Here is a 12,724-nt window from a genome sequence, read left to right as displayed (position 1 = left end):
CAGAACGATCGTCTAATTAAAAGCGGGGACGGATTGTCGCAGAAAACCGTCGGCAAGCGCGTCCCTCATTCGTTTTCCAGGCCCTTGCGCCGATACGGAAACACATCAATCACTTTCCCCGCCCGGATAGCGTCCTGCAGGCCCTTCCAGTAATCGGCGTTGTACAACTCGCCATGCAACTCATTGAACAAGCGTCTTTGGCCGGCATCGGCAAACAGGAACGGCGGGAACTCTTCGGGAAACACATCCAGCGGCCCAATCGAATACCACGGCTCCGAGGCCATTTCATCTTCCGGTGTGCGCGGCGCCGGGATGTGCCGGAAATTGGCTTCGGTCAGGAAACAGATTTCATCATAGTCATAGAACACCACGCGCCCATGCCGGGTCACGCCAAAGTTCTTCAGCAGCATGTCGCCGGGAAAAATATTCGCCGCCGCCAGTTGCTTGATTGCCAGGCCATAGTCTTCCAGCGCTTCGCGCACCTGGGCCTCGCTGGCGTTTTCCAGATAAAGGTTGAGCGGGGTCATGCGACGCTCGGTCCAGCAGTGGCGGATCAGCACGCTATCGCCCTCCACTTCGACCGTCCCGGCCGCCACTTCGAGCAATTCCGCCAGGCATTCGGGCTCGAACTTGCTCAGGGGAAAGCGGAAGTCCGCGAACTCCTGGGTATCGGCCATGCGCCCGACGCGATCAACACTTTTCACCAGCCGGTACTTCTCGATCACCGTCGCGCGGTTGACGTTTTTCGAAGGTGAGAAACGGTCCTTGATGATCTTGAATACCGTGTTGAAGCCCGGCAGGGTAAACACGCTCATGACCATGCCGCGCACCCCGGGGGCCATGATGAACTGGTCGTCGGTGGTCGCCAGATGATTGATCAAGGAACGATAGAATTCGGACTTGCCGTGCTTGTAGAAACCGATCGAGGTGTACAACTCGGCGATATGCTTGCCCGGCAGGATGCGCTTGAGAAAGCCGATGAATTCCGCCGGCACCGGTACATCCACCATGAAATAAGAGCGGGTGAACGAAAAAATGATCGACACATCGGCTTCGTCGGTGATCAGCGCATCGATCTGGATGCCCCGCCCTTCGCGGTGCAGCAATGGAATCACCAGCGGCCATTGCTCATCCCGGGTGTAAAGACGCCCCACCAGATAGGCCCCCTTGTTGCGATAGAGCACCGAGGAAAACAGTTCGACATTCAGCGCCGGGTCCTTGCACACCCAATCCGGCAGGTTCTCGCGCAACTGCGCCTCCAAGCGGCGCAGATCAGCGGCCAGGTCGGCGTAGGGTTCACTGAAACGGTAATCGCTGAATACCTGTTCCAGCATCCCCGCCAGCTTGCCCTGGGGTTTGTAGCTGCGGGTTTGCGCGGCGCGGGCACGCCGCAGGCTTGGGCGAGTGGTGTGGATGAACATGCAGCCGTCGCTGATCAAGTCATGGCTGAACAACCCGCAGAAGATCGAGTTGTACCAGGTCTCTGACAGCTCATCGTCAAAACGCAGGTCGATCAGGCTGATATAGGCGCTTTTGACCAACGGCCAGGATTGGATCTCGAGCAATGTGTCATCGGCGAAGGAGGCGCGTAGACGTGCGCTGACCTCACCGACCTTGTCTTCGTACAGGTTGATGCGCGCTGCCGATGCAGCCTGTGCCTCTTGCCATTGAGCCTTTTCGAAACGCTCGCGGGCGCCATCGGTGATCTGGCGAAAATGCTCGCGGTAATCGTCAAAGCCACCGAGGATCATCGTGGCAATGGACTGCGCGGTGTCAATGGCAGGCGTTTGCTGCGGCATGGCGGAGACCTCTGCGGGCATTCGGAAGACCTGAGCTTAGCCAGTGTCTGGAAGCAGGAGAAGTGCAATTTGCTGCGTCGCGTCTGGCAGTGCGCTTGAACGCGCGAGTGACGCGTTTTATCCGCCCAATGATGCATCAGGGATTGTGTCGGGCAGGGACGCTAAGCAACACTCTTGCCTTGATAAAAGGAGTTGCCCGTGAGACCTGTCGACACGCTGTACCTGGTGGCATTGGCCGCCATCTGGGGCGCGAGCTTTTTGTTTATGCGAATTATCGCGCCGGAAATCGGCACGCTTCCTACCGCGTTTTTCCGGGTATCGATTGCCGCCGCTGGACTTTTGGCGATCCTGGCCATGCTGCGCGTAAGCTGGGATTTTCAGGGCAAGTTCAAAACCATTTTGCTACTGGGAGTCATCAACTCGGGGATTCCCGCCACCCTGTATTCGGTCGCGGCCCAGGTGCTGCCGGCGGGTTACTCGGCGATCTTCAATGCCACCACCCCCTTGATGGGGGTGTTGATCGGCGGGCTGTTTTTCCATGAGCGGCTGAGTTCGTCAAAGGTTGCCGGCGTCTGCCTGGGATTGTTCGGTGTCGGCATCCTGACCCGCGCCGGGCCGGTGGCATTCGACCTGGAACTGCTGATGGGTGCCCTCGCCTGCCTGCTGGCCACCACTTGCTACGGCTTTGCCGGATTCCTCGCCAGGCGTTGGCTCGACCAACAAGGCGGACTCGACAGCCGCCTGTCAGCGTTGGGCAGCATGCTGGGCGCCACCTTGTTCCTGTTGCCGTGGTTCGGCTGGAGCGCGATCAGCCAGCCACCCGCCAGTTGGGGTGGCTGGAACGTATGGTTGTCGCTGCTGGGCCTGGGGCTGCTGTGTACGGCGCTGGCCTACATCTTGTACTTCCGTTTGCTGACGTCGATCGGACCGGTGAAGTCGATGGCAGTCACCTTCCTGATTCCGCCATTCGGCGTGTTGTGGGGCGCGCTGCTGCTGGATGAGCCACTGTCCATGGCGCACCTGTATGGCGGGATGTTGATCGCGGGGGCTTTGTGGTTGGTACTGCGGCCGGGGAAACTGGCAAAAGCCCTGTAGGCATAGGTGCTTAAATCCAGGCAGATGGGCTGTTGTGGCGAGCGGGCGTGCCCCGCGTTGGGTTGCGAAGCAGCCCCAGTAAGCCGAATGCACTGCCTCAGATATTCCGGAGTGGCTGGTTTTGGGCTGCTCCGCAGCCCAACGCGGGGCAAGCCCGCTCGCCACAAGGAAATTCGTCAGTTTCTGCGTAGGCCCCTATGCCCCATCAGTTTTTACGGAATACGAACATCAAACCGACGATGATCAACCCCATCCCCGCCACGCTCAGCATCGCCAGGCGATTGCCAAAGATCAGGTAGTCCATCACCGCCGTCACCGCCGGCACCAGATAAAACAGACTGGTGACGTTCACCAGATTGCCGCGGGCGATCAGGCGATATAGCAACAGCGTCGCCAGCAGCGACACCACCAGCCCCATCCACAAAACCGGCAGGTAAAAACCCGCGCTGTGCTCGATATGGAATGGCTGGAACGGCACAAACACCGAACACAGCAACAAGCCCGCAAGGTATTGCACGGGCAGTGTGCCCAACGGGTTTTCGCTAATGCGTTTCTGCATGATCGAGCCCAAAGTCATGCTTGCCAGCGCCAGCAAACCGAAGAGCATCCCGGCCAGCGACATGCTCGACAAGCCGATGCCCTGATAGACCACCATGATCAAGCCGGCCAACCCCAGGAGCAGGCCAGACATTCGGCGCCAGGACCGCCGGCGCTCCACCAGCACCACCGTGAGGATCGGTTGTACGCCCATGATGGTCGCCATGACCCCGGGAGTCACCTTCAGGTCGAGCGCCAACAGATAGAAAATCTGATACGCCCCCAACAGCACCAGGCCGGTAGCGATGGCATAGCGCATCGGTTTGCCCGGACGCGGCAATTTGAGCTTGAGGACAGGCACCAGAATCACCAGGCCGGCCAGGGCAATGGCAAAACGGATCAGCAGAAAAGCAAAGGGTGAAGCATGGGCCAGGCCCAACTTGGAGAAAATCGCCCCGCTGCTCCACAGCAACACAAACAGGCTCGTCGAGGCCGCCGCGGCCACGGATTGTTTTGAAATAACAGACATGATTACCACCTGTAATCAGGCAAAAGCCAACTCAGCCGAAGCTGAAATTCAGTAGATTTCGTTCAGGCGGGCACAGGGAAACAGCAATCAGCTGTTCAGCCCGGAATGCCGACACCCGGCGGTGATACGACTGCGTACACCGGCGTGCTACTGACAGGTGGGGGGTAATGACTGATCTGCACAGGCTGCTGATCCGCGCACGGCACGACGCCAGCGTTGACCGCTGAATCGACTACCGCTATGCGCTGGGAAGCTGGCATGGGCTGATCTTTTTGAAGGGAGGAGAAAGGTGTCGTGAAACACCTTTCGCAGACTATAACCAGCCGGCGACATGATCTGCAATGGTTTTGCCAGAAGTCCCGTAGGGACAGCGAGTGGCTAAGTACCCGGCGCTGAAACACCCGCCACTTGACCTCAAGAGAAAAAGTCATCGGTGGCATAAAAAAAACCGCTCAGCGAGCGGTTTTTCGGAACGGGCGGGCACCTCAGCCAAACAACCATTTCCACAACAGCACCAACACCAGCACCGCGAGTACCGGTCGCATGATGCGATAGGCTTTCGGGTGCTTGCGCTTCCACTGTTTGACCACGCCGCTGAAGCTGTCGCTGAAACGCTTGCTCCAGGCATAGGCCTGATTGATTCCGCCAACGCGCTCGTCATCCAGGTTTTGCGGAGCGGTTGCACGTCCCAACTGGGCACTGACCCACCGGTTGATACGGGTCATCAAGGGGTTGCTCAGTGGCCGCTCAATATCGCAGAACAGAATCACCCGGGTTTTCTCGGTCTCGTTTTTTACCCAGTGCACGTAGGTTTCATCGAACATCACGTCTTCACCGTCGCGCCAGGCGTAGACCTGACCGTCGACAAAGATCCGGCAATCGTCAGAGTTAGGCGTCGACAAACCCAAGTGGTAGCGCAGGGAACCGGCAAAGGGGTCACGGTGCGGGTTGAGATGGCTGCCACCGGGCAACAGCGCGAACATCGCGCCCTTGACGTTGGGGATACTGCTGACCAGCGCCACGGTTTTCGGACACAGCTGTTCGGCCGAAGGTAAAGGTTTGTCGTACCACTTCAGGTAAAAACGCTTCCAGCCTTTTTTGAAGAATGAGCCGAAACCGGCATCATTGTTCTTCTCGGCGGCGCGGATATAACCTTCGTCGAACAAGTGCATGGCCTCGTCGCGAATCACTTCCCAATTGTCCTTGAGTACATCCAGCTCGGGAAACTTGCTGCGGTCCAGGTAGGGTTTGGACGGCACGCCGGAGAAAAGATACATCAGCGCGTTATACGGGGCGAACAGCGCCGAATGATTGACGAACTGACGCAATACCGGCAAACGTGCCTTGCCGCGCAAATGCACGTAGAGCGTGCTGCCGATAAACAGCAACAACACCGACAGCTTGGCGGCCAAAGAAAAGTTCATGCAACAACTCCTGAAAATGGGCGTCTGGACAGTCACTTCCCATCAATGGGAAACCAGACGTAGCAGCCGGCCATCATAAACATTCATAGCCTTGGGAAAAACCCGCGCCATCCAACAATCAGTTTTAATCCAGCGCGAGGGCGGGCCAATTATGCATAGGCCACGCGCCATCGCGCTGATTTGCGTCAAGCCTGGTTTTCCTGGTCGGTAAACAAATCACTGAACAACATGCTCGACAAATAGCGTTCGCCGGAATCCGGCAGCACCACGACAATGGTCTTGCCCTGCATTTCCGGCTTCTGTGCCAGGCGCACCGCCACGGCCATCGCCGCGCCGCAGGAGATACCGCAAAGAATCCCCTCTTCCTGCATCAGGCGCAGCGCCATCGCCTTGGATTCCTCATCGCTGACCAACTCCACCCGGTCCACCATCGACAGGTCGAGGTTCTTCGGCACAAAACCGGCGCCGATGCCCTGGATCTTGTGCGGGCTTGGCTTGATTTCCTCGCCGGCCAACGCCTGGGTAATCACGGGTGAACTGATGGGCTCCACCGCCACCGAGAGAATCGGTTTGCCCTGAGTATTCTTGATATAGCGCGACACGCCCGTAAGGGTGCCACCGGTGCCGACACCCGCCACCAGCACATCCACCGCGCCATCGGTGTCGTTCCAGATTTCCGGGCCGGTGGTCTTTTCATGGATCGCCGGGTTGGCCGGGTTGTCGAACTGCGCCGGCATGAAGTACTTGGTCGGATCGCTGGCGAGGATTTCAGCGGCCTTTTCGATCGCCCCCTTCATCCCCTTGGCCGGCTCGGTCAGTACCAGCTCCGCCCCCAGGGCCTTGAGGACCTTGCGCCGCTCCAGGCTCATGGATGCAGGCATGGTCAGCATCAACCTGTAGCCTCGGGCGGCGGCGACAAACGCCAGGCCGATGCCGGTGTTACCCGAAGTGGGTTCGACAATGGTCATGCCGGACTTGAGTTTGCCGCTGCTTTCAGCGTCCCAGATCATGTTCGCGCCAATCCGGCACTTCACCGAGTAGCCCGGATTACGCCCCTCGATCTTGGCCAGGATGGTCACGCCACGTGGGGCAATACGGTTGATCTGAACCAGGGGCGTGTTACCGATGGAGTGCGCGTTGTCTGCAAAAATGCGGCTCATGGCGGGATCCTTAAGGCGGCGTTCAAGAAGGCAACAAGGGTATGCCTCGGACTTCAAGGCGTCTAGTCACTGGAACGTTGAGGCCACTTGGAGAGTCAATCGCCTACACGCTGGGAGGAGACACTTATGAAACGTCGCTACAGTTGGCCGCTAGTGACCGTCGCCGGGCTAGTGGTCTTCCTTGTCGTACTGAACATCGCCCTACCCTATCTGGTGCGCGACTACTTGAATGAAAAACTCGCCGACATGGGCGACTACCGGGGCCAGATCGCCGATGTAGACCTGGCCCTGTGGCGCGGAGCCTATCGGATCAACGGTCTGCAGATCGTCAAGGTCGACGGCAAGGTGCCAGTGCCGTTCGTCGACGCGCCGGAGATCGACCTGGCCGTGAGCTGGCATTCGTTGTGGTACGACCACGCGGTCGTGGCCGAGGTGCAATTCATCAAGCCTGAAGTGAATTTCGTCGACGGCGGCGCCAATAAGCAGGCTTCCCAGACGGGTCGGGGCACCGATTGGCGCGAACAGCTGGCCAAGCTCTTCCCCATCACCCTCAACGAAGTACGCATCAATGACGGAAAAATCACCTTCCGTAACTTCAGCTCAAAACCCCCGGTCAATATCAGCGCCAGCGACGTCAACGCCAGTCTCTACAACCTGACAAACGTGGTGGATGTCGAAGGCAAGCGTGATGCCCGTTTCGAGGGTAAAGCCCTGCTGCTCGGGCATGCACCGCTCGAAGCCCGCGCCACCTTCGACCCGCTGAGCGATTTCGAAGACTTCGACTTCCGCTTGCGCGCCCGCGACATCCAGCTCAAGCGCATGAATGACTTCGCCGCGGCCTACGGCAAATTCGACTTCAAAGCCGGTACCGGCGATGTAGTGATCGAAGCCCAGGCCGAGAATGCGCAGCTCACTGGCTACATCAAGCCGTTGTTGCGCGACGTCGAGGTATTCGACTGGCAGCAGGACGTGGAAGACAAGGACAAGGGGATTTTCCGCTCGATCTGGGAGGCGGTGGTGGGCGCCGGCGAAACGCTGCTGAAAAACCAGAGTAAAAACCAGTTTGCCACCCGCGTGGAATTGAGTGGCAGCGTGCATCAGCAAGATATCAGCGCGTTCCAGGCGTTTTTGCAGATTTTACGCAATGGTTTCATTCAGGCGTTCAATGCCCGTTATGAACAGCCCAAGCCCAGCGCGGAGTGAAAAGGCAATCCTGGTCAAGCAAGGCTGAACCAGTGTGGCGAGGCTTGGCTGCGATAGGGCTTGATGGGACCTGTCTGTGGCGAGGGGCTTGTCCTGTGGCGAGGGGGCTTGTCCCCCGTTGGGCTGCGCAGCAGCCCCAATTAAAGAAGAATGCGGCGTATCAGGCAGTCCTCAGCGGCTGGTTTTTGGGGCTGCTGCGCAGCCCAACGGGGGACAAGCCCCCTCGCCACAGGCAAGCCCCCTCTCCACTGCATAGTGTTTGGCACGCGAATTTCTTAAATGAACAGCGTTGCCAGCACAGTTAGGCGTGACCGGCCATTCAGAGACTGAATAACCCGTCTGCGTTCACAGTCGCCGAGGCCACGCGGTATAGTCGGGCATTGCTGATTTCGAGGAATAACCGATGAAGTTCGAAGGCACCCAGGCCTACGTTGCCACTGATGACCTGAAACTGGCCGTCAACGCCGCCATCACCCTGGAGCGCCCGTTGCTGGTCAAGGGCGAACCGGGCACGGGCAAGACCATGCTCGCAGAGCAACTGGCCGAATCCTTCGGTGCCAGATTGATCACCTGGCATATCAAGTCCACCACCAAGGCTCACCAGGGTTTGTACGAATACGATGCGGTCAGCCGCCTGCGCGATTCGCAGTTGGGCGTGGACAAGGTCCACGATGTGCGCAACTACCTGAAGAAAGGCAAGCTCTGGGAAGCGTTCGAGTCCGAGGAACGGGTGATCCTGTTGATTGATGAAATCGACAAGGCCGATATCGAGTTCCCCAACGACCTGCTGCAAGAACTCGACAAGATGGAGTTCTACGTCTACGAAATCGACGAGACCATCAAGGCCAAGAAACGCCCGATCATCATCATTACCTCCAACAACGAGAAAGAATTGCCGGATGCGTTCCTGCGCCGCTGCTTCTTCCATTACATCGCCTTCCCCGACCGCACTACCCTGCAGAAAATCGTCGATGTGCATTACCCCGACATCAAGAAAGACTTGGTCAGCGAAGCACTCGACGTGTTTTTCGACGTGCGCAAGGTACCGGGCCTGAAGAAAAAACCCTCCACCTCCGAACTGGTCGACTGGCTCAAGCTGCTGATGGCCGACAACATCGGCGAAGCGGTGCTGCGCGAGCGTGATCCGACCAAGGCCATCCCGCCGCTGGCCGGCGCCCTGGTGAAGAACGAACAGGATGTGCAACTGCTTGAACGCCTGGCGTTCATGAGCCGTCGCGGCACTCGATAAGGGCCTTGCCATGCTGCTCAACCTGTTCAACGAAATGCGTGCAGCCAAGGTGCCGGTCTCGGTGCGCGAACTGCTGGACTTGATCAACGCCCTGAAACAACGGGTGACCTTCGCCGACATGGATGAGTTTTACTACTTGTCCCGGGCGATTCTGGTGAAGGACGAGCGCCATTTCGACAAGTTCGACCGGGCATTCGGTGCGTATTTCAAGGGCTTGGAAAAACTCGACGATCATTTGCAGGCGCTGATTCCCGAAGACTGGCTGCGCAAGGAGTTCGAGCGCTCGTTGAGTGATGAAGAGCGGGCGCAGATCCAGTCCCTCGGCGGCCTGGACGAACTGATCGAAGCGTTCAAGAAACGTCTGGAAGAACAGAAGGAGCGCCACGCCGGCGGCAACAAGTGGATCGGCACCGGGGGCACCAGCCCGTTCGGCTCCGGCGGTTTCAACCCCGAAGGCATTCGCGTGGGGGATGCCGGCAAGCGCCAGGGCAAGGCGGTCAAGGTCTGGGACCAGCGCGAGTACAAGAACCTCGACGATTCGGTCGAACTCGGCACGCGCAATATCAAAGTGGCCCTGCGCCGCCTGCGCAAGTTTGCGCGCCAGGGCGCGGCGGAAGAGCTGGACATTGATGGCACCATCGACCACACCGCCCGCGACGCCGGCCTGCTGAATATCCAGATGCGCCCGGAACGGCGCAACACAGTCAAGCTGCTGTTGCTGTTCGACATCGGCGGCTCGATGGATGCCCATGTGAAGATCTGCGAGGAACTGTTTTCGGCCTGCAAGACCGAATTCAAACACTTGGAGTACTTTTACTTTCACAACTTCATTTATGAGTCGGTGTGGAAGAACAACCTGCGCCGCACCTCCGAACGCACCTCGACCCAGGATTTGCTGCACAAGTACGGCGCCGACTACAAAGTGATCTTCATCGGCGACGCGGCGATGGCACCGTATGAAATCACCCAGGCGGGTGGCAGTGTCGAGCACTGGAACGAGGAGCCCGGGTATGTGTGGATGCAGCGTTTCATGGAGAAGTACAAGAAGTTGATCTGGATTAATCCGTATCCAAAAGATACGTGGGACTACACCTCGTCGACCAATATCGTACGGGACCTGATCGAGGACCAGATGTATCCGCTGACCTTGCGCGGATTGGAAGAAGGCATGCGCTTTCTTTCCAAATAAATCATCTGCTGCCTGAATGCAGATTCAAATGTGGGAGCGGGCTTGCTCGCGATAGCGGTATATCAGTCAGTGCAACAATGACTGACCCACCGCTATCGCGAGCAAGCCCGCTCCCACATTGGTCTTGCCGTGTTCTCTAGAACGTCGTAAAGCGCTGCAAATATTTGAGGTGCTGACGATGCGCCGTTTCCTGCAGCACCGGCACCAGCCTCACCTTCTCCCCCGGCAGACACTGCGCCAAGCGCGCCAGCGACAACGGCGTCACCGCCCCCAACCGCGGATAACCGCCGATGGTCTGCCGATCGTTGAGCAATACAATCGGCTGCCCATCCGGCGGGACCTGGATCGCCCCCAGCGGAATACCTTCAGAAATCAACGACGGCCCTTGATACTGCAACGGCGTCCCCAGCAAGCGCATGCCCATGCGGTCGGCGCGGCTGTCCAGCGTCCACTCGGTGTTGAACGCATCAAACACGCTCTGCCCGCTGAATTGGCCGATCTGAGCCCCGAGAATCACCTCCAGTGAGGCCTCGGCCCGCAGAGTCAACAAGCGCTCGACGGGCAATTCGCACACGCCGCTGGCCGAACCTGAATACGCCAGACTCGCCCCTTCGGCCAATGCCCGCCCCCAACCGTCCAGCCCGCCCAACGCCTCGCGGCCGACGCTGGCGCAACTGCCCAGCACCTTGGGCGCATCAAAACCGCCCGGGGCTGCCAGATAGGCCCGCGCGCCACTGAACGGCCGGGTGAAACGCAAGCGCTGGCCCTTTTGCAGAATGAAACTGCGCCCGGGGCTGATGGCGCGTTCGTCGATATAGGCGCCCAGATCGGCACCGGCCAACCCCAATATGCAATAGTCTTCGGCCTGGACAGTGAAACCGCCCAGGGTGATTTCCACCACCGGCGCATCCAGTGGATTACCCAGCAATCGATTGGCCCAGGACATCGAGACCCAATCCAGGGCACCGCCCTGGGTTACGCCCAAATGCCTGACCCCAAAACGTCCGGCATCCTGCAACAGGCACAGCGGCGTACTGGCCTCGATCAGCAAGCGGCTCATACCTGGGCCTCCAGCGGCGAATCATCGCCGCCCAGGTGGATGAACTCGGCGTGGTCGATGGCCTCGAAACGCACGCTGTCGCCTGGCTGCATCAGGCTGTAGCCGTCACGTTCACGGTCGAACAACTTGGCCGGGGTGCGGCCAATCAGGTTCCAGCCACCAGGCGACTCCAGTGGATAAGCAGCCGTTTGTCGCTCGGCAATCCCGACGCTGCCGGCAGCCACGCGTTTACGCGGGGTATTCAGACGAGGCGTGGCCAGGGTGGCTTCCACCAACCCCATAAAAGCAAACCCGGGAGCAAAGCCGAGGGCGAACACCTGATAGTGATGCTGGCTGTGACGACGAATCACCTCGCTCACTGCAAGACCGCTGCGCCGAGCCAGCAACTCCAACTCGGGGCCGACGCTCAGGTCATACCACACCGGCAGCACATGGCATTGCCCGCTGCCCTGGGCTTCAGGCTGCAGCCCGTCGAGCGCCTCGGCGATCAGTTGCCGAGCCTGGCCCGGGTCCAGCACCGTCAGGTCGTAATGCACCATCAAGGTCGTGTAGGACGGCACAAGATCCACCAGCGCCGCGCCGAAACCGTCACGCAAGCGACACGTCGCGGCGAGCATCCAGGGCATGTTGTCTTCAGCGATCACCTCAAACAGACGCACCATCAGGCTGTCGATAGCCACCACTTCAATCCGGGGTTTCATTGGCTCTTCAACGCCTCGCGGATACGGCGCACGGCCGCCACCGAACTGGCGTTATCACCATGTACACACAGGGTGTCTGCCTGTAGCAGCAACGCGCTGCCATCGCTGGCGATGAGCGGTTCACCACGGGCGATGGTCAGGGCTTGCTGGAGGATGCTGTCTGGATCGTGATGCACCGCGCCCGGCAGTTGCCGCGACAACAGATGCCCGGCGCTGTCATAAGCGCGATCGGCAAAGGCTTCGAACCACAGCGTCACGCCGAACTCCTCGCCCAGCGCTTGCGCCGCGCGGTTGTCGCGGGTCGCCATCAGCATCAACGGCAAGCTTTTGTCGTAGGCGGCCACCGCCTGGATCACCGCACGCAGCTGTGCAGGGTTGGCCATCATGTCGTTGTACATCGCGCCATGGGGTTTGACGTAGCTGACCCGCGTCCCCTGGGCCCGGCAAATACCGTCGAGGGCGCCGATCTGGTAGTGCAACAGGTCCTGCAGTTCCTGGGGCGCATAAGCCATGGAACGCCGACCGAACCCCGCCAGGTCTTGATACGCCGGGTGCGCGCCGACTTGCACGCCATGCTGCAACGCCAGGCTGACGGTTTTGCGCATGATGCTCGGGTCGCCGGCATGGAAGCCGCAGGCGACATTGGCGCAGTCAATGAAGGGCATGACGTCGGCATCCAGACCCAAGGTCCAGTGGCCAAAACTCTCGCCGATGTCGCAATTCAGAAGCAGGCGGCTCACGGTGAAGACTCCTGTAGGCTTTATTTTTTTGTAGTGTG

The 12,724-nt window shown here is 59.3% G+C and carries 12 protein-coding genes; 4 read left to right on the top strand and 8 right to left on the bottom strand.

Translation table 11 applies throughout. The features are described from left to right. Nucleotides 1–65: 65 nt before the first annotated feature. Nucleotides 66–1,799 (bottom strand): bifunctional isocitrate dehydrogenase kinase/phosphatase, encoded by a 1,734-nt coding sequence (gene aceK / locus AC6CIA_RS06585; protein WP_498311214.1) that lies wholly within the window; start codon nucleotides 1,797–1,799, stop codon nucleotides 66–68. Nucleotides 1,800–1,997: 198 nt separating this feature from the next. On the opposite strand from aceK, the gene AC6CIA_RS06580 reads away from it, so the two are divergent. Further along, nucleotides 1,998–2,894 carry a DMT family transporter gene (locus AC6CIA_RS06580; RefSeq protein ID WP_498311161.1) on the top strand — a complete coding sequence of 299 codons (897 nt, stop codon included), beginning with the start codon at nucleotides 1,998–2,000 and terminating at the stop codon, nucleotides 2,892–2,894. A 205-nt stretch (nucleotides 2,895–3,099) separates the two neighbouring features. On the opposite strand, the gene AC6CIA_RS06575 is transcribed toward AC6CIA_RS06580, so the two are convergent. The 4 genes from AC6CIA_RS06575 to cysK form a co-directional block, all read right to left on the bottom strand. After that, complete coding sequence (locus tag AC6CIA_RS06575; RefSeq protein WP_498311160.1) at nucleotides 3,100–3,960, bottom strand: DMT family transporter; 861 nt, start codon at nucleotides 3,958–3,960, stop codon at nucleotides 3,100–3,102. Nucleotides 3,961–4,055: 95 nt separating this feature from the next. Continuing rightward, the gene (locus tag AC6CIA_RS06570; protein WP_498311159.1) at nucleotides 4,056–4,220 is read right to left on the bottom strand and encodes a hypothetical protein; all 165 of its coding nucleotides are present in this window, start codon (nucleotides 4,218–4,220) and stop codon (nucleotides 4,056–4,058) included. Nucleotides 4,221–4,445: 225 nt separating this feature from the next. After that, nucleotides 4,446–5,384, bottom strand: coding sequence for an aspartyl/asparaginyl beta-hydroxylase domain-containing protein (locus AC6CIA_RS06565; RefSeq protein ID WP_498311158.1), 939 nt, complete (start codon nucleotides 5,382–5,384; stop codon nucleotides 4,446–4,448). Nucleotides 5,385–5,569: 185 nt separating this feature from the next. Next, nucleotides 5,570–6,544 carry a cysteine synthase A gene (cysK, locus tag AC6CIA_RS06560; protein ID WP_498311157.1) on the bottom strand — a complete coding sequence of 325 codons (975 nt, stop codon included), beginning with the start codon at nucleotides 6,542–6,544 and terminating at the stop codon, nucleotides 5,570–5,572. Between the two features lie 126 nt (nucleotides 6,545–6,670). Between cysK and AC6CIA_RS06555 the strand changes: the two genes are divergently transcribed. The 3 genes from AC6CIA_RS06555 (at nucleotide 6,671) to AC6CIA_RS06545 (ending at nucleotide 10,185) form a co-directional block, all read left to right on the top strand. Continuing rightward, nucleotides 6,671–7,747 carry a DUF748 domain-containing protein gene (locus AC6CIA_RS06555; RefSeq protein ID WP_498311156.1) on the top strand — a complete coding sequence of 359 codons (1,077 nt, stop codon included), beginning with the start codon at nucleotides 6,671–6,673 and terminating at the stop codon, nucleotides 7,745–7,747. A gap of 403 nt (nucleotides 7,748–8,150) precedes the next feature. Further along, nucleotides 8,151–8,996: an AAA family ATPase gene (locus tag AC6CIA_RS06550; protein ID WP_029292347.1), complete on the top strand. Its 846-nt coding sequence runs from the start codon at nucleotides 8,151–8,153 to the stop codon at nucleotides 8,994–8,996. A gap of 10 nt (nucleotides 8,997–9,006) precedes the next feature. After that, nucleotides 9,007–10,185, top strand: a complete 1,179-nt coding sequence (locus AC6CIA_RS06545) for a vWA domain-containing protein (protein WP_498311155.1) — start codon at nucleotides 9,007–9,009, stop codon at nucleotides 10,183–10,185. A gap of 136 nt (nucleotides 10,186–10,321) precedes the next feature. On the opposite strand, the gene AC6CIA_RS06540 is transcribed toward AC6CIA_RS06545, so the two are convergent. From AC6CIA_RS06540 to AC6CIA_RS06530, 3 genes are read right to left on the bottom strand one after another with little or no spacing between them, the layout of a single operon-like run. Further along, on the bottom strand, nucleotides 10,322–11,245 hold the full coding sequence (locus AC6CIA_RS06540; RefSeq protein ID WP_498311154.1) for a 5-oxoprolinase subunit C family protein: 924 nt from the start codon (nucleotides 11,243–11,245) through the stop codon (nucleotides 10,322–10,324). Continuing rightward, nucleotides 11,242–11,946 (bottom strand): 5-oxoprolinase subunit B family protein, encoded by a 705-nt coding sequence (locus AC6CIA_RS06535; protein WP_498311153.1) that lies wholly within the window; start codon nucleotides 11,944–11,946, stop codon nucleotides 11,242–11,244. Before AC6CIA_RS06535 ends, AC6CIA_RS06540 begins: the two co-directional genes overlap by 4 nt. Further along, the gene (locus AC6CIA_RS06530) at nucleotides 11,943–12,686 is read right to left on the bottom strand and encodes a 5-oxoprolinase subunit PxpA (RefSeq protein WP_498311152.1); all 744 of its coding nucleotides are present in this window, start codon (nucleotides 12,684–12,686) and stop codon (nucleotides 11,943–11,945) included. The genes AC6CIA_RS06535 and AC6CIA_RS06530 overlap by 4 nt, the downstream gene beginning before the upstream one ends. Nucleotides 12,687–12,724 lie beyond the last annotated feature (38 nt).

The organism is Pseudomonas sp. GQ91 (genome assembly GCF_059758795.1).
The sequence above is the reverse complement of the archived record's forward strand: the minus strand, read 5'-3'. Positions and strand labels throughout refer to the sequence as shown.

Coding starts and splice junctions, on each gene's coding strand:
- aceK (WP_498311214.1), bottom strand. CDS start 1,799: ATGCCGCAGCAAACGCCTGCCATTGACACCGCGCAGTCCATTGCCACG.
- AC6CIA_RS06575 (WP_498311160.1), bottom strand. CDS start 3,960: ATGTCTGTTATTTCAAAACAATCCGTGGCCGCGGCGGCCTCGACGAGC.
- AC6CIA_RS06570 (WP_498311159.1), bottom strand. CDS start 4,220: ATGCCAGCTTCCCAGCGCATAGCGGTAGTCGATTCAGCGGTCAACGCT.
- AC6CIA_RS06565 (WP_498311158.1), bottom strand. CDS start 5,384: ATGAACTTTTCTTTGGCCGCCAAGCTGTCGGTGTTGTTGCTGTTTATC.
- cysK (WP_498311157.1), bottom strand. CDS start 6,544: ATGAGCCGCATTTTTGCAGACAACGCGCACTCCATCGGTAACACGCCC.
- AC6CIA_RS06555 (WP_498311156.1), top strand. CDS start 6,671: ATGAAACGTCGCTACAGTTGGCCGCTAGTGACCGTCGCCGGGCTAGTG.
- AC6CIA_RS06550 (WP_029292347.1), top strand. CDS start 8,151: ATGAAGTTCGAAGGCACCCAGGCCTACGTTGCCACTGATGACCTGAAA.
- AC6CIA_RS06545 (WP_498311155.1), top strand. CDS start 9,007: ATGCTGCTCAACCTGTTCAACGAAATGCGTGCAGCCAAGGTGCCGGTC.
- AC6CIA_RS06540 (WP_498311154.1), bottom strand. CDS start 11,245: ATGAGCCGCTTGCTGATCGAGGCCAGTACGCCGCTGTGCCTGTTGCAG.
- AC6CIA_RS06535 (WP_498311153.1), bottom strand. CDS start 11,946: ATGAAACCCCGGATTGAAGTGGTGGCTATCGACAGCCTGATGGTGCGT.